21 protein-coding genes are annotated in these 23,684 nt (G+C 67.8%); 10 read left to right on the top strand and 11 right to left on the bottom strand.

Annotation, left to right across the window (positions count from 1 at the left end; genetic code table 11):
* The first annotated feature begins 97 nt into the window (after positions 1–97).
* Positions 98–721 carry a TetR/AcrR family transcriptional regulator gene (locus tag C5B85_RS07260; RefSeq protein WP_219819366.1) on the top strand — a complete coding sequence of 208 codons (624 nt, stop codon included), beginning with the start codon at positions 98–100 and terminating at the stop codon, positions 719–721.
* Positions 722–831: 110 nt separating this feature from the next.
* Positions 832–2,619 (top strand): MDR family MFS transporter, encoded by a 1,788-nt coding sequence (locus C5B85_RS07255; protein ID WP_104285343.1) that lies wholly within the window; start codon positions 832–834, stop codon positions 2,617–2,619.
* Positions 2,620–2,884: 265 nt separating this feature from the next.
* Here the strand turns inward: C5B85_RS07255 and C5B85_RS07250 are convergent, their stop codons facing one another.
* Positions 2,885–4,450 (bottom strand): HNH endonuclease signature motif containing protein, encoded by a 1,566-nt coding sequence (locus C5B85_RS07250; RefSeq protein ID WP_219819365.1) that lies wholly within the window; start codon positions 4,448–4,450, stop codon positions 2,885–2,887.
* A 309-nt stretch (positions 4,451–4,759) separates the two neighbouring features.
* On the opposite strand from C5B85_RS07250, the gene C5B85_RS07245 reads away from it, so the two are divergent.
* The 5 genes from C5B85_RS07245 (at position 4,760) to C5B85_RS07225 (ending at position 8,184) form a co-directional block, all read left to right on the top strand.
* A complete protein-coding gene (locus C5B85_RS07245; RefSeq protein ID WP_104285341.1) occupies positions 4,760–5,053 on the top strand; it encodes a hypothetical protein in 294 nt (97 codons plus the stop codon).
* Positions 5,054–5,102: 49 nt separating this feature from the next.
* On the top strand, positions 5,103–5,822 hold the full coding sequence (locus C5B85_RS07240) for a DedA family protein (protein WP_104285340.1): 720 nt from the start codon (positions 5,103–5,105) through the stop codon (positions 5,820–5,822).
* Between the two features lie 175 nt (positions 5,823–5,997).
* Complete coding sequence (locus tag C5B85_RS07235) at positions 5,998–7,194, top strand: MFS transporter (RefSeq protein WP_104285339.1); 1,197 nt, start codon at positions 5,998–6,000, stop codon at positions 7,192–7,194.
* Between the two features lie 230 nt (positions 7,195–7,424).
* A complete protein-coding gene (locus C5B85_RS07230; protein WP_104285338.1) occupies positions 7,425–7,631 on the top strand; it encodes a hypothetical protein in 207 nt (68 codons plus the stop codon).
* A gap of 211 nt (positions 7,632–7,842) precedes the next feature.
* A complete protein-coding gene (locus C5B85_RS07225; protein WP_146077873.1) occupies positions 7,843–8,184 on the top strand; it encodes a hypothetical protein in 342 nt (113 codons plus the stop codon).
* 157 nt (positions 8,185–8,341) lie between these two features.
* On the opposite strand, the gene C5B85_RS07220 is transcribed toward C5B85_RS07225, so the two are convergent.
* From C5B85_RS07220 to C5B85_RS07200, 5 genes are all read right to left on the bottom strand, one after another.
* Positions 8,342–9,802, bottom strand: coding sequence for a GntP family transporter (locus C5B85_RS07220; RefSeq protein WP_104285336.1), 1,461 nt, complete (start codon positions 9,800–9,802; stop codon positions 8,342–8,344).
* A gap of 152 nt (positions 9,803–9,954) precedes the next feature.
* On the bottom strand, positions 9,955–10,860 hold the full coding sequence (locus C5B85_RS07215) for an NAD(P)-dependent oxidoreductase (protein ID WP_104285335.1): 906 nt from the start codon (positions 10,858–10,860) through the stop codon (positions 9,955–9,957).
* A gap of 63 nt (positions 10,861–10,923) precedes the next feature.
* Positions 10,924–12,429 (bottom strand): four-carbon acid sugar kinase family protein, encoded by a 1,506-nt coding sequence (locus C5B85_RS07210; RefSeq protein WP_104285334.1) that lies wholly within the window; start codon positions 12,427–12,429, stop codon positions 10,924–10,926.
* A 146-nt stretch (positions 12,430–12,575) separates the two neighbouring features.
* Positions 12,576–13,283, bottom strand: coding sequence for a FadR/GntR family transcriptional regulator (locus C5B85_RS07205; protein ID WP_104285333.1), 708 nt, complete (start codon positions 13,281–13,283; stop codon positions 12,576–12,578).
* Positions 13,284–13,364: 81 nt separating this feature from the next.
* Positions 13,365–13,721 carry a hypothetical protein gene (locus C5B85_RS07200; protein ID WP_104285332.1) on the bottom strand — a complete coding sequence of 119 codons (357 nt, stop codon included), beginning with the start codon at positions 13,719–13,721 and terminating at the stop codon, positions 13,365–13,367.
* Positions 13,722–13,961: 240 nt separating this feature from the next.
* On the opposite strand from C5B85_RS07200, the gene C5B85_RS07195 reads away from it, so the two are divergent.
* The gene (locus C5B85_RS07195; protein ID WP_104285331.1) at positions 13,962–16,094 is read left to right on the top strand and encodes a heavy metal translocating P-type ATPase; all 2,133 of its coding nucleotides are present in this window, start codon (positions 13,962–13,964) and stop codon (positions 16,092–16,094) included.
* 133 nt (positions 16,095–16,227) lie between these two features.
* Here the strand turns inward: C5B85_RS07195 and C5B85_RS07190 are convergent, their stop codons facing one another.
* Both C5B85_RS07190 and C5B85_RS07185 read right to left on the bottom strand, forming a co-directional pair.
* Positions 16,228–17,700, bottom strand: coding sequence for an MATE family efflux transporter (locus C5B85_RS07190; protein ID WP_104285330.1), 1,473 nt, complete (start codon positions 17,698–17,700; stop codon positions 16,228–16,230).
* Positions 17,701–17,790: 90 nt separating this feature from the next.
* Positions 17,791–18,249, bottom strand: coding sequence for a MarR family winged helix-turn-helix transcriptional regulator (locus C5B85_RS07185; RefSeq protein WP_104285329.1), 459 nt, complete (start codon positions 18,247–18,249; stop codon positions 17,791–17,793).
* Between the two features lie 187 nt (positions 18,250–18,436).
* Here C5B85_RS07185 and C5B85_RS07180 point away from each other — a divergent pair, with 187 nt between their 5' ends.
* Together C5B85_RS07180 and C5B85_RS07175 are read left to right on the top strand one after the other, a co-directional pair.
* The gene (locus tag C5B85_RS07180) at positions 18,437–20,710 is read left to right on the top strand and encodes an FdhF/YdeP family oxidoreductase (RefSeq protein ID WP_104285547.1); all 2,274 of its coding nucleotides are present in this window, start codon (positions 18,437–18,439) and stop codon (positions 20,708–20,710) included.
* 9 nt (positions 20,711–20,719) lie between these two features.
* Positions 20,720–20,971, top strand: coding sequence for a hypothetical protein (locus tag C5B85_RS07175; RefSeq protein ID WP_104285328.1), 252 nt, complete (start codon positions 20,720–20,722; stop codon positions 20,969–20,971).
* A 140-nt stretch (positions 20,972–21,111) separates the two neighbouring features.
* Here C5B85_RS07175 and C5B85_RS07170 read toward each other — a convergent pair whose 3' ends face one another.
* The 3 genes from C5B85_RS07170 to fdhA form a co-directional block, all read right to left on the bottom strand.
* Positions 21,112–21,390 carry a DUF3253 domain-containing protein gene (locus tag C5B85_RS07170; RefSeq protein WP_104285327.1) on the bottom strand — a complete coding sequence of 93 codons (279 nt, stop codon included), beginning with the start codon at positions 21,388–21,390 and terminating at the stop codon, positions 21,112–21,114.
* Complete coding sequence (locus C5B85_RS07165) at positions 21,387–22,211, bottom strand: alpha/beta fold hydrolase (RefSeq protein ID WP_104285326.1); 825 nt, start codon at positions 22,209–22,211, stop codon at positions 21,387–21,389. The genes C5B85_RS07170 and C5B85_RS07165 overlap by 4 nt, the downstream gene beginning before the upstream one ends.
* A gap of 243 nt (positions 22,212–22,454) precedes the next feature.
* Positions 22,455–23,669: a formaldehyde dehydrogenase, glutathione-independent gene (gene fdhA / locus C5B85_RS07160; protein ID WP_104285325.1), complete on the bottom strand. Its 1,215-nt coding sequence runs from the start codon at positions 23,667–23,669 to the stop codon at positions 22,455–22,457.
* Positions 23,670–23,684 lie beyond the last annotated feature (15 nt).

Below are 23,684 nucleotides of genomic sequence, written 5' to 3'. Positions count from 1 at the left end.
TAGGCCAACGGATGCGCGTGGGGCCGCCCCGCATCCACCCTCTGAATCAACGCTCTGAACTGGTTGCACTTTGCTTGAATAGTGCAATACTGCACTAGTGACAGATAGTGCAACGAACCTTCGCGCTCGCAAGATGGCGCAGACGAGCCACGATCTCGCGGCGGCCGCTCGCCGGCGAGCCCTCGACGTCGGCCTCGGCGGATTCACCGTCGAGGAGCTCTGCGAGCAGGTCGGGATCTCCCGACGCACCTTCTTCAACTACTTTGCGTCGAAGGAAGACGCCGTGCTTGGCATCTCCTCGCGGAGAGAGACGGCGCACCTCGACGAGGGGTTCGTTGCGGGAGGCGACCCGAAAAGCGGAGCCCTGAGCCCAGACCTGCTCGAGGCGCTGACGCGGCTCGCGCTCGACCGCTGGCGGGAGGCCGACCCCGAACCGAACCCTGACCAGGTGCGCGAGGTGATGGCCGTGATCGACCAGGAACCAAGGCTCTTCAAGCGGGTCCTCGAACACATGTCGAGCGACGAGAAGCGAGACGTTGCGCTCGTCGAACGCCGCGAGGGGCTTCGACCCGGCGACCTCCGTGCCGCCGCCGCCGTGCAGATCCTCATGTCCGCGATGCGGGCGAGCGCCTTCGAGTTCTTCACCACCGACAACACCGACGACATGGAAACGGTCGTCGCGAGACGTGTGGCCGCCATGCGGGCCGTACTCAGCAGCTGACCGCGCCCTCCACTCGGCCGCCCACCGCATCCGGTCCACCCTCTCGATTCTCACCCTCCGCGCTCCTCGCGGAAAACCCTCTGACCCCTTTTCTTCGAACGGACCTCCGCATGACCACCACTGCACAGTCGCCAGCCGCGCCGCAGTTCCTGCTCACGAAACGCAGGATCTGGACGATCTTCGGCGCCCTCATCGCCGGGATGCTCCTCTCGAGTCTCGACCAGACGATCGTCTCGACCGCCATGCCCACCATCGTGGGCGAGCTCGGTGGCGTCGACCACCAGGTGTGGATCACTACCGCCTACCTGCTCGCGACGACCATCGTCATGCCGATCTACGGCAAGTTCGGTGACGTGCTCGGAAGAAGGAACCTGTTCCTCATCGCGATAGCGATCTTCACGCTCGCCTCGGTTGGCTGCGCCTTCGCGGACAGCTTCTGGGCGTTTGTGGTGTTCCGCGCCATCCAGGGCCTCGGCGGCGGCGGTCTCATGATCCTGTCGCAGGCGATCATCGCCGACATCGTGCCGGCCAGCGAACGCGGCAAGTACCTCGGACCGCTCGGCGCGGTCTTCGGGCTCTCCGCCGTCGGCGGCCCCCTCCTCGGCGGCTACTTCGTCGACCACCTGACGTGGCAGTGGGCGTTCTACATCAATATCCCCGTGGGAATCGCGGCGTTCATCATCGCGGTCGTCGCGCTGAAGCTGCCGAGCAAGAAGGCGACGAAGCGCATCGACTACCTCGGTGTGCTGTTCCTGTCGGCCGCCACGACGAGCCTCATCTTCTTCACCGACTTCGGCGCGGACGCTGAGCACGGCTGGGGTTCGATGGTCACGTGGGCGTGGGGGCTTGGCCTGCTCGTCTCGGCCGCGATCTTCATCTTCGTCGAGTCGCGGGCCGAGGACCCGATCATTCCGCTCGGCCTCTTCAAGAACCCGATCTTCGTGAACGCGACTGCAATCGGCCTCACGCTGGGCATCGGCATGTTCGCGGCGATCGGCTTCGTGCCGACGTTCCTGCAGATGTCGTCTGGCACGTCGGCGGCGGCTTCCGGTCTGCTCATGCTGCCGATGATGGCGGGCCTGATGGGCACGTCCATCGCATCCGGAATCCTGATCTCGAAGACCGGCCGCTACCGCATCTACCCGATCGTGGGCACCGTGCTGACGGGCCTCGCCATGGTGGCCATGACAACGCTGACGGCGGATACGCCGATCTGGCTCATCTGCGTGTTCCTGTTCTTCTTCGGTGCCGGACTCGGCCTGATCATGCAGGTTGTGGTGCTGGTCGTGCAGAACGCGGTGCCAGCGGCCGAGATCGGCACTGCGACGAGCACCAACAACTACTTCCGTGAGGTCGGTGCCGCGCTTGGCACGGCTGTGTTCGGTGCGATCTTCACGACCCGCCTCACCGAGAACCTCACGTCGGTGTTCACGGCGAGTGGCGCGAGTGCGGCCGACGCCGCGGCGGCGACATCCACGATCGACCCGCAGACGCTGTCGCAGCTGCCGGACGAGGTGCGGGACGGCATCGTGACGGCGTACGCGGACGCTCTGGCGCCCGTGTTCTGGTACCTCGTGCCGTTCATCGCGCTGGCCTTCCTGCTTTCGCTCTTCCTCAAGCAGATCCCGCTTTCGGACGTTGCGGGCCTGGTGGCCCGCGGCGAGGCCGTCAGTGGCGAGGAGGCCGAGGAGCTGGATGCGGCGAGTCGCGCTTCGCAGACCGTGCACGCTGGTGGCGCTGCCTCGACTCAGGCCCGCGCGGCCTCAGCTGAAGGCGCGGGCGTCGGTGCAGGTGCAGGCACGAACACAGGTGGGATCACGGACACAGGTGGGATCAGGGATACAGGTGGGATCAGGGACGCGGCGACGCCACCGCAAGCACCGGCACCCCGGGACTAACTGGGCATTCCTTCGGTGACGCATCTGGCTGAGATGTCTCAGTCAGTCTCAGTCAGCTGTGTCGCTCGAGAACGATTACGAGAGCCGCCATGGGGCCCAGAGGGACAGGTGACAGAGCGACAGGCGACGGGTGAACGGCGAACGGCGAACGGCGAACGGCGACACTGCCTGAGCCGTGCCCGAACGACCTGAGCAGTGCCCGAACGACCTGAGCAGTGCCCGAACCGCTGTGCCCAACTGCCTGGGCCGTACCCGAACGACCTCACTACCTGAGCGGTGTCGGCGGTGGCTCTGGCCGCGTCGCTCGAAACTCCACTGCACTCGGCGATCCGCCAGACCGGCCTGACGCGCCAGAAGCCCCGGACCCGTCGGCTACTCGGAGCGGGTCACGACTGGTTCTTGGTCCGGTTGCTGGCTCCACCTTCCACACTCGGTCGACTGAGGGCACGATGACGAGCCTCTCGAGGTGGACTTCGTGGTGGTGGAACGTGCACAGCGCGATGCCGTTGCAGGTGTCGGTGAGACCACCCATCGACCACGGGGTGACGTGATGAATCTCGACCGTGTCGAGGGCGAGGTCGCATCCGGGTGCTCTGCATCCTCGGTCTCTCGCGAAGATCGCCCTCCGTTGTGCCGGGCTGAAGAGCCTGCGTTTTCGGCCCAGCTTCAGGACTTCGCCGTCGGTGCCGACAAGCGCGGCCCGGATGATGCCGTCGCAGAGGATGCGCCTTGCGACCTCGATCGACGCCGGTTCGCCTGAGTGCTCGTAGCGAGGCACATCCGCGAGGCTCTCGATGGAGTCGTGCAGCCCGGCGCGCGTGACCGAAACGACCAAGGTTGGAGCCTCGCCGCCCGTGCGGGGCGTGGCCGGAGACTCGGCATGCTGCGCGAAGACCGACACGAGGGCATCGATGCGCCGCTGGGACGTGCTGCGTTCGTCGCTGATCGGCGGCGCTTCCTGGGGCTCCGCCGAGACGCCGTCGAGTGCGGCGTCTTCTTCATCGCAGGCCTGCTCGCGACGCGGAGAGAGGTAGGCGTCGAGGACGCGCTGCAGAACTTCCCCCTGTTCGGGCGTCGCGAGGAGCCGCCCCTGCACCATGCCGTCGGATCGTCGAGTAAACGAGAGGCCGCGCTTCTCGGCCTGGCGCTCAGCGTTCGGCTCTGCACCGTCTGGGTCGAGGAACGCGACCCACACCGCCGCCTGCTTGGCGAGACTCTCCGGCGAAGCGGGCTCGTCGTCTTCCGGCGTGAGTCCACATGCTGCTTGCACAAGCTCGTACTCGGCGCGCTCGAGGTCGGCAACATCGGCCCGGCGATCGGCCTCTCGCAGCCCGTTGGCGATGGCTGAGGCCTGCGAGAGCGTCACTCGCCCCTCGGCAACTGCGACCGCGACGTGACCCCTCGCCGGCGGCAACGGCTCGCCGGTCATACTTATCGTCTCGCGGGTCGCCTCCGCGAGCGCGCGCATGGCCCCCGCTTCGGCCCGCCTGAGCCCGAGCGTCTGCTGCACCGCCTCGTGCACAGACCGGAACCCGCCGCGACGCACGAGTGAGCCGGAGAATGCGACGGGCGTCGCCTCATCCCGCCCGAGGAGCTCGGCCGTCATCTCGAGAATCGTCGCGTCGAGCATCCGCTTGCGCGCGGCCAGCTCTTCGAACGCGGCGAAGAACTCCAAGTCGAGCAGGGAGGCAACGGGTCGACGCCCATCGATAAGTGCCTCGACCTCAGGAGTAGCGGCAACTGCACTCTCGCGTGTAAACGCGGCAACGTCCGACGGAAGCCCGGGCGGAGCCGTCCAGCCCGATCGAGGGCCATCCGAGTCAGCACTCATCGACTCAGATCTCAGCGACTCAGAGTTCATCGACTCAGCACTCATCGACTCACAGCTCATCGGCTCAGAGTTCATCGAGCTAGAGCTCATCGAGCTAGAGCTCATCGAGCTAGAACTCATCGACTCAGTACTCGCCGGCTCAGGATCGCGGAAGAATGCGGTTCGCGCGGCTTTATTGCCTCGCGGCTTCTGCGCCTCGTTCTGCATCCTGACCTCCCCCAAGATCGCCTTCAACATACCACGGAATAGTATGTATGTACTAGTTTCTTACTGATTCTCAGACTAGACCGAGCCACCGACATTCGGGCGATGACCATCGGAAACGACATCGAACGCCACCGAAATGCCCGCGATGATCACGTCACGGGCGCTCGTTCCGACGCGAACTCAGACCTGGTCGACGCCTGCAAATCAGCTCGTCAGCGATGGGTTCCGCTGATGCGGCTTCCAGCGCCGGGCAACCGCACCAGCGACGCCTCCCGCCGTCGTGGCGAGACACGCACCGTGTTGGCTCTGCGCATCGTCGACTTGGAGCTCGGCGCGTCGCCTTCCGCCGAAGGGTTCACGATCGTGATCGTGATCGGAGTTTCACCCCATCCGTAGGGGATACCCTTCGTTCACCTCAAGAATTCTGCGACTGGATGCATCTTCCGTGGTTCCCACACTCTTCCCCTGGCTCGACCCTGAAACGATCATTCACGGTGCGGGCCCCTGGGCGTTGCTCGTCGTCTGCCTCATCGTGTTCTCGGAGACCGGCCTGCTCGTCGGCTTCCTACTGCCGGGCGACACGCTGCTGCTCATCACGGGGCTCCTCGCCTTCTACCCGGGCATTGGCTTCGACATCTGGTGGGTGTGCCTCGCCATCGGCCTGGCAGCGTTCCTGGGAGGCGAAGTCGGCTACCTGATCGGCCGGAAGGCGGGGCCGAGGATCTTCGAACGCAAGGAGAGCGGGCTCTTCAGCATGAAGAACGTCGAGCGCACCAATTCGTTCTTCGAACGCTTCGGCGGCCTCGCGGTCATCGTTGCCCGCTTCGTGCCGATCGTCCGCACGTTCGCGCCCGTCGCGGCCGGCGTCGGCAAGATGGATTACCGCAAGTACACGATCTACAACCTCATCGGCGCGCTCATCTGGGGTTCGGGACTCACGTTCGCCGGCTACCTGCTCGGCTACGTCCCGGTGCTCGGGGACTTCATCCGCGAGTACATCGACGTGATCCTGATTCTCGCCGTGCTCGCGACCGTCGTGCCGACGAGCATCCACTACCTCCTCAACATGAGGAAGTCGCGCCGCGAGGCGGAGCGCGTGAGCCGCGAGGAGGCCGCGGCCCTGGCCCTCGCGCCGAAAGACTTCGACCAGAAGCTCGGCGACTGAGCCGAGCTCAACCGGGAGGCCGGTTCGCGAGAACTGCCCATAACAAGCGTGTTTGCGCCGGTTGCGGCAGGTTTCTCGATGCCGTCCGGCGGGTTCGCGTGCGACGTAGGCTGGCATTCGCGGTAGCGTCTGCCGCGGCTTGCGACGGCCTTGCGGTGAGGAGTTCTGTTCTCGGATGAGCGGCATCTGGCGGTACCAGTCGACTTCGATTCCCCTCAGACTGGCGAACGCCGGAGCAGTCGTTGCGCTGCCGCTTCTCGCCGTCGAACAGCTCGGCGACGTCGCCGTCGGCGGATTCCTGGTCGCCGTCGCCCTGTTCCCCAGCGTCATCGCCGCGCCACTTGTCGGCGCGCTCCTCGACCGGATGCGCCGCCCGAGGCTGCTCCTCATCATCGGCGGGTCGATCACGGCCGCCGCGTACCTCTTCGCGTCACAGCTCGGCTCGCTGCCTATCGGGGTCATCGCGCTCATCCTCGCGGTTGCCGGCTTCGTGACCCCCGCCTACATGGGCGGCCTCTCGAGTTTCGCGCCGGACAACATCGCGCCCGTTCGGAAGGCGTATGCGCAGGACGCACTGTCGTACACGATCGCATCCGTCGGCGGGCCGGCGCTGGCCGCGCTCGCGATCCCGCTCGCCGGCTCCGCGCGCCTCGCCATGGTGCTCCTCGCCGCACTCGCGTTCATCGGGGCGATGGCCGGAATCGGCATCCGGATGCACCCCAAGGAGGGTGCCGTCGAGGGGCTCGGCCGAACGATCGCTCGCGGCATGACGTACCTCGTGAGGCACAAGCCGATCGCCATCGTCACCACGGCGGGCACCATCAGCCAGGTAGCGGGCGGAGCGCTCGGCATCGCAGCCATCGCCATCTCCCTGGAGCGCACCGGCTCAGAAGCATCCGCCGCCTGGATCGTCACGGCCTACGCCATCGGTGGGCTCGCCGGGGCGCTCTTCATGGCCGTCAGGACCTGGACGACGCGCGGCCCCGTCTGGGTCATGGGTATGGGCTTCGTCGCGACGGGCGCCTTCCTCCTCGTCGCTGTCCCAGCACTCCCGGTCGGTTTCACGTTCGCCGCCGTCTTCATCTCCGGCTTGTTCGCCGCGCCCGCAAACGCCGCCATGATGCTGCTGCGAGACAAGGAGAGCAAGCCGAACGTGCGCTCGCAGGTCTTCACCATCGGAGCGGGCCTCCGCGTCACGGCGGCCGCCGTCGGCGCAGCCGTCGCGGGGCTCATCGCGGGCTTCGACGCGGGCTGGCTCGTCGCCGGCATGGCCATCATCTGGATCCTCTCCGGCGCCATCCTCTGGTTCTTCCCGAACCCGCCTGCCCGCACCGGCATCATCCCCGTGCAGAAGGGCCCGCGGGCGCCGTAGGGGTGCGCGGCGCGGCCGGCGCTCGCGAGCGCGAGCGCGAGCGCGATCACTGCCAGCCAAATGGCCGTCCAGGGCCCCTTCCAGAGGGCCAATCGACTGGCAGTGATTGCGGCCGGGACGGCGCGGATGCGGATGCGGATGCGGATGCGGATGCGGCGAGACTCCCCCGGGCTGGCATGCGAGACTCCCCGGAAGACGCGCGTACAGCGCCCGAGCGAGCGGAGCATCCCGTGGCCCACAACCCCATGCTGGTGGTCGCCGTGATCGTTCTCGGCTTCGCGGCGGTCACGTTCCTCGTTGTGTGGATGCTGCGCGCAGCACCCCGCCCGCCTCTTGACTCCGAACTCTCCCCCGACGAGCGCCGGCGCCGGGCCGAGAACCCGGCCCCGCCGCCGACCCGCACACGCTTCGACCAGGGCAACAATTCGGGACTCTGAGCGGCCTGCCACTGGGGTATGAACGAGAACAGTGAAGGCAGCTGAAACGGTGACGCACAGGATGCACAACCCAACCAAGATCGCACTAGCGGTCATCACGACGGTGACGACGGCAATACTCGTCGCGGGCTGCGCCGCAGGCCCAGACAACTTGACGCAGCGCGCCGGCGGGCACGTCCTCTGGACACCAGCGCACGAACCTCGCTTCCACATGGAGGCGTTGATCGAGGGAGAGCTGGGCGTGACTGAGACCGGGTGCTTCACCATCGTGCCCGTGCCGCTCGAACTGGCACCAGAGGCCCTCGCGAATCTGTCCGACGAGGATCGCAAGCTGTTCCTTGAAGAACCCGAACTACGGCCGGTGCAGTTCCCGCACGGGACAGCGCTCTCGGACGACGGTCAATCCGTCAACATTCCAGGGGTCGGCGAAGTCGCGATTGGCGAATTGATATCTGGCGGTGGAGGCGAGATCCACACGAACGAAGAAGGCGTGAAAGACGTGGCTCCGGAGTGCGTGGCCGGCACGGTGCTGATCTTCTCGTCGGCGCCGTAGCCGTTCGCCCACCAGAATCCGCGGCGTGCACGCACCGCGAGACAAAGATCGCCGCCAGCCGATGCGCCCTTCAACGACGCTCGTGGAGGGCAAATCGGCTGGCAGCGATTGAAGGTGCTGGCGACTTCCGCCGAGGCTACGGCTACGGCTACGGCCGTTACGCGACGCCCGCGATCAGCCAGATGACGTAGCAGAGCAGGAAGCCGACGAGGCCGAGCACCGTCGTGAGGACAGTCCACGTGCGAAGGCCGTCCGCGACGCTCAGGCCGAGGTAGCGGGTCACGACCCAGAAGCCGGAGTCGTTGACGTGCGACAGGCCGAGGGCGCCGAAGGACATCGCGAGTGCGAGGAGCGCCACCTGAATCGTGGAGTAGTCGCCACCGAGGACCGACGCGCTGAGCAGCCCGGCCGTCGTGAGGATCGCCACGGTTGCCGATCCTTGGGCGGCTCGCAGCGCGAGCGAGATCAGGAACGCCAGGAGCATGAGGGGCATTCCCGTAGCCAGGAGCGTCTCGCTGAGCGCCGTTCCGATGCCGCTCTCCGTGAGCACGCGGGCGAACGACCCGCCGGCTCCGGATACGAGAATGACGATCGCAACGGGCGGCAGCGCCGATTCGATGACCTCGCCCAGCTGGGTTGCGCTCCATCCTCGGCGGAATCCGAGGAAGAAGCTCGCGAGCAGCACCGTCACGAGCAGAGCGAACAGTGGTGCGCCGATGAAGCCGAGCACGTTGCGGACGGGGTCGCCCGCCGGGAGCAGCGTCGCGCCGACAGTGCCGAGCGCGATCATGACCAGTGGGGTCAGGATGAGCGCCATGATCATTCCCGAGCTCGGGGGCGCTACGGTTCCAGTCTTCGTCGAGGTCCCGACAGCCGACGTCCCTGCGCCTGATCCGTCGACGAGCGACTCCGTGTCTTTGTTGGTCCCGAACGCTGCGAAGGACGCCGCAGTGCTTGGCAGCATCGTGATGTCGCGACGGGTGAGCCACTTCGAGACGAAGTGCGCCACCACTGCGAGGGGCAGGCACACCGCGAGGCCCAGGATGGTCACCCAGCCGAGGTCAGCCCCGAGGATGCCCGAGCCGCCGACGATTCCCGGATGCGGCGGAACCGACACGTGCACGGCGAGCATGATGCCGCCGATGGGGAGGCCGAACTTCACAGGGTTGACACCTGCTGCCTTGCAGAACCCGTAGATGATCGGCACGAGGATGATGAAGCCGACGTCGAAGAACACTGGAATGGCGAGGACAAGAGCCGCCGCGGTGAGCGCACCGGCGACGCGCTTCGGGCCCAGGATCTTCGTGAATCGTCCGGCCAGACTGGACGCCCCGCCGGAGATCTCGATGATCTTGCCGAGCATCGCGCCGAGTGCGACGAGGATGGCGACCGATCCGAGCACTCCGCCCATGCCGGCGATGATCGACTCGATGATGCCGAGCCTCGCCGGTTCCAGGTCGGTTTCGGGGATCGTGACGAGCGGCAGCCCCGTCGCGAGACCGACAAGGATGCTCACGATGAGCAGGGCCAGGAAGGCATGGACCTTGAGTTTGATGATCAACAGCAGGAGGAATGCGATTCCTCCGACGCCGATCGTGAGTAGCAGCAGGGTGGACAAGTTCGTCTCCTTTGACGAGAGCGATGACGGGACGAGAGCGTGATGGGGCGGGAGCGATGATGGGGCGTGAACGAGGGTCGGGCGGGAGCGGGGGCTCTCGCCTAAGGGGATGGCGCCCGAGGGGCTGGCGCCGGAGGGGCTGGCGCCGGGACCTAGTCGGTGACCTTCGGAGCGAGAGCGAGGATCACGGCCGAGTCGTCGTGGGCACCGAGGCCCTGCGCCTGGCCGAGAAGGTACAGCTGCTCGGCGGCGGCGGCGACCGGCGTGGGGAGTCCGACGGCGCGGCTCGCCTTGCCGACGATGCCCATGTCCTTCACGAAGATATCGAGGCGACTGAGCACTTCGGCGCCGTCCTCGTCGTAGGCCTCGAGGATGCGTGGGCCGCGGTTCGCGAGCATGAACGAACCGGCGGCTCCCGCCCCGAGGGTCTCGAGGGTCTTCTCGGGGTCGAGGCCGAGGCGCTCGGCGAGGGCAAGCGCCTCCGCGGCGGCCGCGATGTGCACACCGCACAGCAGCTGGTTGACAGTTTTGAGCGCCTGGCCGTCGCCCGGGCGGTCGCCGACGACGGTGAGGGTGGATGCGAGCAGTTCGAGCACCGGCTGCGCCTTCTCGCGAGCGGCCGGCGTCGCGCCGACGACGATGAGGAGGTCGCCCTCGCCCGCGCGGACGGGGCCGCCAGACAGGGGTGCATCCACGAGCTCGACCGAGTGCTGCTCGAGGCGCGCGACGACCTCGGCGATGCCCTCGGTGCCGACCGTGCTCGTGAGGATCACAACAGCGCCTTCGTCGAGCTTGTCGGCGATGCCGTTCGCGCCGAAGAGCACGTCGTGCAGCTGCTCTCCGTTGCGGACGGCGAGGAGGACCGCGTCGACGCCCGTGACGGCGCTGGCCGCCGAGGCGTGCGGCACGATGCCGGCGGCGGCCGCGAGGTCGAGGCGCGGCTGCGCGATGTCGAAGCCGTTGACGGTGAGCTGGCTGCTGAGGCGTGTCGCCATGGGCAGGCCCATGGCGCCGAGCCCGAGGACGGCGACGGAGTAAGGGGATGAGGAGGAGGTCATGGTTGCTCGTTTCTCAGTGCGTGTACGAATCACTGCGTGTACGGGTCTCAGCGCTGTTGCTGATCAGTTGGATGCGGGAACGGATGCGGGTGCTGCGGCGTCGCGTGCTACCGCGTCGGGTACTACCGCGTCGACGCCGGTCGCTGCGCTCGCGTGGAACTTCTCGACAACCCGCGCGAGCGAGTCCTCGTCGCCGACGTTGCCGGCGAACACGACGTAGGGGATGCCGTCGGCCGGTCCCCCGACCGCCTGCCAGAGGGAGACGATGCCCGGCAGCATGGGGCCGCGGACAACCGCGTGGCGGATCTCGAGGCCGTTGGTGGCGACGTCGCTCGAGGTGATGCCGCCCTTGGCGATGACGAAGCGCGGCGGCGTCTCGCGAAGTGCGTGGGCGACGACCTCGCAGACGGCGGCCGAGACGTCCCTCGAGATCGCGAGCGACGCATCCGCATCGTCGGTCTTCACGAGCTCGCGGCTCGTGTGGAGGATGACATCGCCGACCGCGAGCGCCTCGACGACGCGCGCCTTGGCTTCGTCGAGGTGGGCGTCGCGGCGGTCGGCGTCGATGATCGCCAAGACGGAGAGCTCGACGGTCGGGAGGTCCGGGTGCTCCCGGTGCAAGGCAGCGAGCTGGCGGGTTGTGAGGTCGACGTGCGAGCCGACGACGATGAGGCCGCCTGCGGCGGATCCGGCTGTATCGTCGCGGGCCAGCTCGGCGGGTTCCAGGGGCGAGGCGATCTCCTGCCCGATGCGGGCCCGCACGAACGGCGGCCCGACGCGGTACAGGAACTGCTTGCCGTCGGCCTCTGCGAGCTCGAGCCCGAGCGCGACGATCCGGATGTCATCCTCGACGACCACGTCGACGACGATCGGCTGGCCGCCGCGCGCCTCCTGCAGCACGGCGGCAACCGCCTCCGGCCCGCGGCGGATGATGTCGAGCGAGAGCACCGTGACGTCGGCGGTCGCCCAGCGGCCCTTTGTCTTCTCCTCGACCCACTCGGGCAGGGCGGAGCTGCGGAAGCCGAAGGTCGCATCCTTCGCGAACTCGGTCTCGGCGACGGGCACGAGCTCACCGTTCTGGCGGTAGTAGTGGATGCCCCCGATCGTGACCCTGCCCGCGTCGGGGAAGGCGGGGACGATGAGGACGCCGTCGGGAACCGGGCCGCCGAGTTCCTCGAGGGTCGCCGCGATGACGTCGGTCTCGAGCGGGTAGTGGCCACGCAGCGTGCTGTCGCCGCGGCTCACGAAGGCGACGCGCCGCTCGAGGCGCTCGGCGGCGGCAAGGGCTGCGGTGACGATCTCGCGGTTGCGCGCGGCCGCCGACTCGGCGTCGAGGCTGCGCGTGTTCGTCAGCACGTAGACGGCGTCGCGGCCCTGCTCGAGCGCCCAGACGAGGTCGTCCTGCTCCCAGCGGGTGAGCACGGGAAGGTCAGCGACCGATTGCGTTCCCGTCGGGTCGTCGTCGAGCACGATGAGGGTCGCCCCGGACTCGCGGACCCGGTCGGCGACTTCCGCAGCGTCGACGCGCACTGGGGCGGGGTACTGCTCGAGCAGTCGGGTTTCATCCATCAGAGAACTCCCTTGTAATCGGATATCAGATATCCTGCGCCCGACGAAGAGTGATGTCAAGGAGATATCTGATATCTCGCCTCAAGTGGCTCAGCCTTGCCCGAGGAGAGGCTGGCGCTGGACCAGGCACTGGACCAGGCGCGGGGTCAGGCCTGAGGCTTGAGCACGTACTGCTGGAGGTCGTCGGCGGTCTGCTGCATGTGCGATTCCATCGCGACGCGGGCGGCGGCGGGTTCGCCGGAGCGGAGCGCCTCGAGGATCCCCGCATGCTCGCGGATCGCGTTGACCTGCACCTGCGGCACCGCCGAGGTCTCGTAGCGGCGCTCGTACAGGAAGCGGCCAAGCGGCTCGAGCAGCACACGCAGGAACGGGTTGCCGCTGGCGCGCAGCACCACGTCGTGGAACGCGATGTCGGCCGTCACGAACGTGTGCACATCGTCGGCGGCGGATGCGGCGCGCATCTCCTCGAGATACGCCTCGAGCTGCCCGAGGTCAGCGTCCGTTCGGAGCGGAGCCGCGAGCTCGCACGCACCGGTTTCGATCATCCGCCGCAGCTGGACAAGCTGCACCGAGGCCTGCGCCTTGCCCCCGGTCGACGTCGCAGCGCGGAGGAGCGGCTCGATGCCCGTCCAGTCCTCCATGGGCAGCACGCGGCCGCGCGTGCCGGGGACCGGCTGCACAACCCCCTGCGCCTGCAGGGTCTTGAGCGCCTCCCGAAGCGTCAGGCGGTTCACGCCGAGCCGCTCGGCGAGGTCGATCTCACGCGGCAACGGCGCGCCCTGGGGCAGCTCGCCCGAGATGATGTCATCGAGGAGCCGGTCGCTGACCGACTGAACAAGCGACGCTCTCGCCATGGTGACCTCCGAACTCGCAATGCTAGTCGGCGGGACGGCGCCCGCACCGCACCGAAGCGCCCGCCTGGCATTCACTGCCCGTCAAGTGACTTCGAGAGCACCAGTCGGCTCGATCGCTGCCAGTCGAATCGCCCTCTGGCAGGTGCGCCAGAGGGCGATTTGGCTGGCAGCGATTGGGGTAGTGCGCAGCGACGGGGAGGCGAGTCCGCGATCCGCGAGCACGGCGAAGAGGGCAACAACGGCCGGATGCACGGAGCCCTCGGTCAGCTCGGTACCGTGCGACGGCCACGAGACCACGAGCTCGGTTCGCGGCGGCAGCTCATCCGCGAGAGTGCGCTCGTCGCGCCGGAACGCGTCGTCGAGGTCCGGAACGCGTCGTCGAGGTCCGGAACGCGTCGTCGAGGTCCGGGATGCGCCGGCCGGCCAGCAGAGCAGCATCTGCTGCTTGGAGGCTCTCGCCGTACCGCCGGGGGCCTCACGGAATCGTGTCCAGACCCTGGGCCCCGGTTCGAGCCCAGAATCGACACTGCGCCGATACAGTTCGGCGACTTCAGCCTGCCGCCTCCCGTAATGGGAAGGTCAGGGGCGGGAATACACGGGAACGCTGCTTGGTTGCATCAGATACCCCCAAGGGGTATACGTGGCACCACACCACGTCGCCAAGCCGAGGAGAAGCCCATGAGCACGCACCACGAAGCGCACACCCACGAGCCAGGCCAGGCGTCCACGCACGGCCAGCCTTCCGAGCGCGAGCACGAGCACGAGCACGGTGGCCACGGAGAGCACGGTGGCCACGGTGGCCACGCGGGACGCGGCGCCGATCACGTCGCCCAGTTCCGGCGCCTCTTCTGGATCAACCTCATCATCGCCGTGCCCGTCATCGGCTTCTCGAGCATGTTCGCGATGCTCCTCGGCTACGAGATCCCCGACTTCCCCGGCGCCGCCTTCATCGCGCCCATCCTCGGCACCGTCATGTACGTCTGGGGTGGTCGCCCGTTCTTGACCGGCGCGGTCAGTGAGCTCAGCGCACGCAAGCCCGGCATGATGCTGCTCATCGCGCTCGCGATCACCGTCGCGTTCGCAGCTTCCTGGGGTGCGAGCCTCGGCCTCCTGCACCACGACCTCGAGTTCTGGTGGGAGCTCGCGCTGCTGATCGTCATCATGCTGCTCGGCCACTGGATCGAGATGCGTTCGCTCGCGCAGACCACGTCGGCGCTCGACTCGCTGGCGGCCCTGCTGCCGGATAGCGCCGAACGCGTCGAGGGAGGTCGCCTCGTGCAGGTCTCCCCCGCCGAGCTGGCGGTCGGCGACGTCGTCGTCGTTCGCCCGGGCGGAAGCGTGCCGGCGGACGGCAGGATCACGGAGGGCCGGGCCGAGATCGACGAGGCGATGGTCACTGGCGAGTCGCGCCCGGTGTCCCGCGGCGTCGGCGACACGGTCACGGCCGGGACTGTCGCGACCGACTCCGGTCTGCGCATCCAGGTGACCGCGACGGGCGACAACACAACCCTCGCCGGCATCCAGCGGCTCGTCACTGATGCACAGAACTCGACGTCGCGAGCGCAGCGGATCGCCGACCGAGCGGCCGCTTGGCTGTTCTGGTTTGCCCTCGGTGCCGCAGCCATCACGGCAATCGTCTGGACGCTCGTCGGCAACCCCGACGCCGCCGTCATGCGAACCGTCACCGTCCTCGTCATCGCCTGCCCGCACGCACTGGGCCTCGCGATCCCGCTCGTCGTGTCGATCGCCACAGAGAAGGCGGCGCGCAGCGGCGTCCTCATCAAGGACCGCCTCGCGCTCGAAAGCACTCGCACCGTCGACGCCGTCCTCTTCGACAAGACCGGCACCCTCACGAAGGGCGAACCCACACTCACCGAGATCGCCGTAGCGGGCGGCCCCGCACGCGCACTCACGGCCGACGAGGTACTCGCGGCCGCGGCTGCCGCGGAAACCGACAGCGAGCATCCGCTTGCCAAGGCCATCGTCCGCGCGGCGACCGAGCGCGGACTCACCGTGCCGGCGGCGTCGAACTTCAGCTCATCACCGGCAGTCGGCGTCACGGCGACCGTCGACGGTCGCGAGGTGCGTGTTGGCGGGCCACGCCTCCTCGAGGCGCTTGGTGCATCCGAAATCAGCGAAGCGGATGCGTGGCGCGCAGACGGGGCGATCATTCTGCACGTCGTGCGGGACGGCGCGGTTGTGGGTGGCCTCAAGCTCGCCGACGAGATCCGTCCAGAGTCGCGCGAGGCAGTGGATGCACTCCACCACCTCGGCATCGAGGTCGTCCTGATCACGGGTGACGCCGAAGCCGTGGCTCGCGCGGTCGGCGAGGACCTCGGCGTCGACCGCATCTACGCCGGTGTTCGGCCCGAGGACAAGTCGGCGAAGGTCGCCGAGCTGCAGGCTGAGGGCAAGAAGGTCGCGATGGTGGGCGACGGCGTCAACGACGCCCCGGCCCTCGCCCGGGCCGACGTCGGAATCGCCATCGGCGCTGGCACGGACGTGGCGATCGCGTCCGCCGGGGTGATCCTCGCGAGCGACGACCCCCGCTCCGTGCTCTCCGTCATCAAGCTGTCGCGAGCGAGCTACCGCAAGATGAAGCAGAACCTCTGGTGGGCGGCCGGCTATAACCTGCTCTCGGTGCCGCTTGCGGCTGGCATCCTCGCACCCGTCGGGTTCATCCTGCCCATGTCGATCGGCGCCGTGCTCATGTCGCTCTCGACGATCGTCGTCGCCCTCAACGCGCAGCTGCTGCGCCGCGTCGACCTCTCACCGGGCGCCAGTGCTCGTGTGAAGACGGTGCGCGTGTGAAGGCAGTGCGCGTGTAAAGACGGTGCACGCGTGAAGGCAGTGCACGTATGAACGCAACACGAACGCCCTGCCGCACATCTCTGCGGCAGGGCGTTCGTGTCGCCGGACCGGCGGCGGCACATGCAGTCTCCGTTCAGGCCGCCGCGATCTCGAGCGCTTCCTCCGCCCGCTCGGCGCTGCCTTCCGCGAGGCCGCGCTTGAGCGCGGGGGCCAGCGCGACGCACAGGACGACTCCGACAGTGAGCACCGCAACCTCGGTGACCGTGAGCGCCCAGATGATCCCGGCCAAGCCGAACCAGATGCTTCCTGCGATCACGACCGGGATGAACAGCACCCCCTGAGCGGCCGACATGATGGTCGCGGGAAGAGCACGGCCCGTCGCCTGGAACAGCGACGTGATGAGGCCCGTGAAGCCGTTCGCGATCATCGCGATGAGTTGCGCCGCGAGCACCACGACGCCGATCGCGAGCACCGACTCGTCGGCGACGAAGAGCGTGAACACCTGGTCGCGGAAGCACAGCACCAGAGTGGCTGCGAGCAGGGCGACGGCACCGACCGTGATCGCGGATGCTCGCAGGGCGGATCCGAAGCGTGCGCCGTCGCCCTTGCCGTACGAGTAGGCCAGCAGCGGCAGCACGCCGAGCGTGACCCCCATGAGGAGGAACTCCGGCACCTGCGCGATGCGGACGGCGACGCCCATCGCAGCGAGTGGCCCTTCACCGCAGGCGGCGGCGAGGTTGTTGAGCACAAGCGCCGTGACGATGAGGAAAGCCGACTGCAGCAGCGTGCCCACGCCGACGCCGAGGACCGGCTTCTGCACGGAGCTCGCGAGCGTGAACCAGCGGGGCGAGAGGCTCACGTGCTCACTGTTGCGCGTCAGCCAGACCACGAAGTACGTGACGACGACGAGGTTCGCGAGGCCGGTGGCCAGTGCGGCCCCCGCCACTCCCCAGTTGAGCACCAGGATGAACAGGGCGTCGAGGGCCAGGTTCGCGACGGCGGAAAGGATGAGCGCGACCATGACCTGCTTCGCCGCCCCCTCCGCCCGGACAAGCTGCTCGAGGCAGACCGCCGCCGCAAGCACAGGCACAAAGCCGAGCAGCACGCCGACGAACGCGCTCGTCGGTGCGGCGACAGACGTATCCGCGCCCAGCAGCGAGACGAGCGGCGACAGGAACACGAGCCCGATGACGCCGACAACAGCCCCCACGACCACCGAGCCCCAGAGCGAGTAGGAAGCGACCCGCTTGATGGTCGCCGCCTGCGACGGGTCGCGCTCCGCCCCGCCGAGGAGGCGCGAGACGAGCGCGCCTCCACCAACTCCGAAGACATTGCCGACGCCCATGACGAGGACGAGGATCGGCGAGCCCAGGGTGACCGCGGCGAGGAGCGCCGTGTTGCCGAGCGAGCCGATGAACCCGGCATTGATGAGGTTGTAGATCGCCCCGACGATCATGGCCGCCGCCATCGGCATGCAGAGGTGCAGGAGCGCACTGACGATCGGCGCCGACGAGAGGTACCAGCGGTTCGTGCGTGCCGCATCCGCTGGAGATCCAGGACCTGAGGACAGCTCGGCCTTGGTTTCGGTTTGGGGTGATGTGCTCATGCGTTGACTTCTTTCTGGGCAGGACGGAGCGCGCGCCGACCAACGCCGGCACGTGAAGTGAGGTGGATGCGCGGCCTCGCCGCGTCGGGACTAGTCGCGGGGTGAGTCGCGCACTGGCTGCGGAAGCTGCGCCGTGATCTTGGCGAGCAGCGCCTGGAGCCCTGCCCGCTCCTCAGCGTCGAGCGGCGCGAGGATCGTCTCGTCTGCGGCGATCATGGCGTCCTCAAAGCCCGCGATGAGCTCGGCTCCGGCTGGCGTGGCGTAGACGCGCTTGGTGCGCTCGTCGCCGCCTTCGGTACGGCGCTCGATGAGACCTCGCCCTTCGAGGCCGCGGAGCAGGCTCGAGACGCTGGCGGGCGTCGTGCGACTCATGCGCGCGAGTTCCGACTGGCTGGCCCCTGGGCTCTGCACGAGGTAGCCGAGCACGAAGCTCTGCGGCCGGGTGAGCTCGCGCTCGCGGGTCCAGTCTTCCCCGGCCTTCATCTGGGCCCAGCTGATCCACCGAACGAACTCGAGGGGCGTGCGAGGGGCTGGTGCTGATTCCGACATAGTTAGAACTATGACAGTTAGAGATCTAACTGTCAACGCGGATCAGCATCCAGCGCACACCTCACGCGTAGACTGAACGGATTCCCCGGGAGGAGCAACGATGCCCGAACCGAAGCATCCAGAGAAGCACGCGAAGCCGGTCGACGGCGTGACGCGCATCGTACAGAACATCGATGAGACCGCCGCGATGTTCTCCGAGCCGAAGATCACAGCCGTCGGCATCCCCGCAGTCCTCAACTCGCTCAAGGTGACCACCGAGCAGATGGGCCCGACCCGCACGGCCCGCACCCTGCTGCGCATCAACCAGAAGGACGGCTTCGACTGCCCCGGATGCGCCTGGCCGGAGGGCAAGCACCGCAGCCCCGCCGAGTTCTGCGAGAACGGAGCGAAAGCCGTCGCCGAGGAGGCCACGAAGCGGCGCATCCCGCCGAGCTTCTTCGCCGAGCATTCCGTCGATGAGCTGCGCACGTGGGACGACTACTCGCTTGGCCAGCAGGGCCGCCTCACACACCCCATGCTCCTCGACGAGGGCGGCACCCACTACCGCGCCGTCAGCTGGGACGAGGCGTTCGAGATCATCGCCGACGAGTTCGCGCAGATGTCGAGCCCCGACGAGGCGATCTTTTACACCTCGGGCCGCACCTCCAACGAGGCCGCGTTCGTCTATCAGCTGTTCGTGCGCGGACTCGGCACCAACAACCTTCCCGACTGCTCGAACATGTGCCACGAGTCGAGCGGCTCGGCCCTCGGCGAGACCCTCGGCATCGGCAAGGGATCGGTGAGCCTCGAGGACATCCACGAGGCCGACCTCATCATCATCGCCGGACAGAACCCCGGCACCAACCACCCCCGCATGCTCACGGCGCTCGAGAAGGCGAAGATCAACGGCGGCAAGATCATCGCCGTGAACCCGCTGCCAGAGGCGGCGCTCATGCGCTACGAGAACCCGCAGACCGTGCGGGGCATGGTGCTCGGCGGCACCGCGCTGAACGACCTGTTCCTGCAGATCAAGCTCGGCGGCGACCAGGCACTCTTCCAGGCGCTCGGGCGCATCCTGCTCGACGCCGAGGACGCGAACCCCGGCACAGTGTTTGACGCCGAATTCATCGCCGCCAAGACAACGGGCGTGGATGCGTACCTCGAGTCGCTCCGGCAGCTCGATTGGCCGGAGATCGAGACGGCGACGGGCCTCACCGAGGCGGAGATCCGCGAGGCCGGCGACATGCTGCTCGCGTCGAAGTCGACGATCGTCTGCTGGGCCATGGGCCTTACGCAGCACAAGCACTCGGTGCCGACCCTCCGCGACTGCGTCAACCTGCTGCTCCTCCAGGGCAACGTTGGCAAGCCGGGCGCGGGCGTCTGCCCTGTGCGCGGACACTCCAACGTGCAGGGCGACCGCACTATGGGCATCTTCGAACGCATGCCGGAGTCGTTCCACGACAAGCTCGACGCCGAGTTTTCCTTCGCTTCTCCCCGCAAGCACGGCTACGACACCGTCGAGGCGATCCGCGCCATGCGCGACGGCAAGGCCCGCGTCTTCATGGCCATGGGCGGCAACTTCTCCCGCGCGACCCCCGACACGGCAGTGACCGAGGCGGCCATGGAGTCGCTTGCCCTCACCGTGCAGGTATCGACGAAGCTCAACCGCTCACACGTGGCGACGGGCCGCCGCGCTCTCATCCTTCCCACCCTCGGACGCACCGAGCGCGACCGGCAGGCAGGCGGCACGCAGCGCGTGACCGTCGAGGACTCGATGAGCGCGGTCCACGCCTCGCGCGGCCGACTTGAGCCCGCGAGCGATGAGCTGATGAGCGAGGTCGCGATCGTCACGAGGCTCGCCGAGCGGGTCCTCACCCGCTCACGACCGAACGTCCCGCAGGTGAACTGGGCAGAGCTGCGCGCCGACTACGCGAACGTGCGCGCATCCATCTCCCGCGTCATCCCCGGGTTCGAGGACTTCGAGGCGAAGATCGACGAGCCGGGCGGGTTCATCCTGCCGAACGGTCCGCGCGACGGCCGCGACTTCTCGAACATCGGCGGCACGGCGAAGTTCACGGCAAACGAGCTTGAGTACCCGAAGGTGCCGGAGGGGCGCCTCCTGTTGCAGACGCTGCGCTCGCACGACCAGTTCAACACGACCATCTACGGCAAAGACGACCGGTACCGAGGTGTGAAGAGCGCCAGGCGGGTCGTGTTCGTCAACGAAGCGGATGCGCGCGACCGAGGCCTCGCGGACGGCGACCACGTCGACATCGTCTCGGAATGGCCCGGCCGCGACGGATCGCTCGAGGAGCGCCGGAGCGAGCGCCACCGCATCGTCTACTACTCGACGCCGCGAGGCTGCGTCGCCGCGTACTACCCCGAGACGAACGTGCTCGTACCGTTGGATTCCACGGCAGACGTGAGCAACACACCAACCTCGAAGTCGATCGTCGTGCGCCTGGAGAAGCTCGACTCGTAGGCGTCTCTGATGACTCCTCCGACACCGACGTTTTCGACCCCGACGGCTCGATCGACGGTGCCACGAGTGCCGCCGAGACGTTCTTCACCGCCGCGGACGCTGAGCGACACCTTCGCCGCGATCGACGACACGTACGCGTGCACTCGCGTTGACGTGGAGCCGCTCGAGGCCCATTCCTGGGCGTTCCCGACGCTCTTCATCTCGGCCGACCCGGCAGGCGAGATGATGATCGTCTACCGCACGGTCACCCACTGGGATTGATGCCAGGGCCGGGGCTGATGCCAGGGCGAACCGCCCTGACCCGAGAGGCCCGGTTCTGAGACGGGGCGGCTACCGGGCGGGGAGCCCTCAACGGCCGCCCTCTCGGCCCAGCCACGCCAACGTCAGCGCCAACGTCAACGTCAACGTCGACGGATGCGGATTGGGCCTTTGGCCTCCGCGCCGTCAACGACCTCACCGCCCTGCGTGATGTCGACCTCGCCAACTTCGACGAGTCGCAGCGCGGCCGCCCTCGCGGCATCCATCTCACCTCGCCACTCGTCGCCGCCGACGGCACGCGCCGCCTCGGACGGGCAGATTGTTGCCCCCTCGGCACGCTTGTCCAAAAGTTCGAGAATCACGCGCTCGAACTTCCCGCCTGCGTGATCGCGGCCACCCTCAGGCTCGCCCGCCGCGCTCACAGAAGCCGCTCCGCCAGCACCTTGGCCGTGGCCTCCGGATGCACGCGGTGGCCGACCGACTCAGCGACCTCGACGAGCTCAGACCCCGGGATGGTCTCGGCAAGGCGTTTCGCTGCGCTTGCGAGAAACGGGAACGTGTCGCCGCCGACGACGATCGTCACGGGCGCCCGGACGCCGATCATCGCCTCCGTCGGCGTCGACACCTGTCGCACAAGCTGCGCGTCGTAGACAGTCGACTGGGCGAGCGGGAGGAGGCCGGGGAAGATCGGGCTCTGCCGGATCTGCTCGACAAGGGCCGGGTCGAGCCCAACGCCCTCAAGTTGGAAGGTCGAGACCGCCGTCGCCTCGTCACCCTCGTCGACGAGCTGCTGCAGCCGCTCGGCGAGGTCTGCGGCTGGCTCGTGCTGGCCGAAGCGGAAAGGAGGCTCCGACAGGAACAGGTGACCTATCGGGACACCAATCGATGCCGCGAAGAGCGCCAGCACCGCACCGGACGAGTGCCCGACGACACTCACCCCACCCCCGACCGCGCCGATGACGGCCGCCAGATCTTCCGCCTCGCGCTCCGGCGCCGACGGCTTCGTGTCACCACTATCTCCGCGAGCGCGTCGGTCGTACGCCACAGCCGCGAAACCGACCCTGACCAAGGCCATCGCGAACTCCGTGACGTCGCGCGCCGTCGAGAACGCTCCGTTGACGATGACCACCACCGGTCCCGCACCGCGGATCCCGTAGGCGATGCGCGTCCCGTCGGCGGAGGTCACCACCTCGCGGTCGACTCGCGCGCCGCCGAAGTCATCCTGCCCAGCTGTTTCAACCATGTCTACTCCCCTAGTGCCAACGAGCGCCGGCGCCGATGCCGCACTCGAATACGAGGACAGTCTGCACCCGACGTCCGACATTGCGCCCATCGAGCGACGCCGGACCCGACGAACGACAAAACGCGTCACATCAATGTCGAGCCTCGCAGTGCAGTCCATCCCTGCACTGCGAGGCTCGACTCCGTCCACGCTCTGTCGCGGTTTATCGCCTCCCGACCGAGCCCCGGAGGGGCGCGCGAAAAGCTACTTCACGTAGCCGTTCGGGTTGAGCACGTACTTCTTCGGCGCTCCCGCGTCGAAGTCGGCGTAGCCCTTCGGCGCCTCGTCGAGGGTGATGGCCGTCGCCTGCACGGCGTCGGCGATCTTCACCTTGTCGAAGAGGATCGCCTGCATGAGCTGGCGGTTGTACTTCATGACGGGGCACTGGCCGGTCGTGAACGAGAGCGACTTCGCCCAGCCGAGGCCGAGGCGGATCGACAGCGAGCCGACCTTGGCGGCGTCGTCGACTCCACCCGGGTCGCCCGTCACGTACAGCCCCGGAATGCCGAGCGCTCCACCGGCTTCCGTCACCGTCATGAGCGAGTTGAGCACGGTGGCCGGCGCCTCGTGCCCCGCGTCCGAGCCGTGCCCGCGGGCCTCGAAGCCCACAGCATCCACACCGCACTCGACCTCTGGCACGCCGAGGATCTGCTCGATCTGCTCTCCCGGGTCACCCTTCGAGACGTCGACCGTCTCGCACCCGAACGACCTGGCCTGCGCGAGGCGCTCCTCGTTGAGATCTCCGACGATGACGCACGCGGCACCGAGAAGTTGTGCGCTCACGGCCGCAGCAAGGCCAACAGGGCCCGCGCCGGCGATGTAGACCGTCGACCCCGGGCCGACGCCCGCCGTGTAAGCCCCGTGGAACCCCGTCGGGAAGATGTCAGAGAGCATCGTCAGGTCGAGGATCTTCTCGAGCGCCTGGTCGCGGTCCGGGAACTTGAGGAGGTTCCAGTCGGCGTAGGGCACAAGCACGTACTCGGCCTGCCCGCCGACCCATCCGCCCATGTCGACGTACCCGTAGGCACTGCCGGGACGGTCCGGGTTGACGTTCAGGCAGATGCCCGTCTTGCCCGCCTTGCAGTTACGGCAGCGGCCGCAGGCGATGTTGAACGGCACCGACACGATGTCACCGACTTTAATGAACTCGACATCTGGCCCGACCTCGATGACCTCACCCGTGATCTCGTGACCGAGCACGAGGTCGACCGGGGCCGTGGTGCGGCCTCGCACCATGTGCTGGTCGGAACCGCAGATGTTCGTCGTCACCGTGCGCAGAATCGCGCCGTGCCGCACCTGCCGCCCCACGTTCGCCGGGTTCACGCCCGGCCCATCCTTCAGCTCGAACTCGGGGTACGGGATGTCGATGACCTCGACCTCGTTCGGCCCCTTGTACGCGACGGCTCTGTTACTCGCCATGATCTCTCCTTTGAG

This window comes from Pseudoclavibacter sp. AY1F1 (genome assembly GCF_002931075.1).
GTDB lineage: Bacteria > Actinomycetota > Actinomycetes > Actinomycetales > Microbacteriaceae > Pseudoclavibacter.
This window is presented reverse-complemented; position numbering and strand designations above follow the sequence as displayed.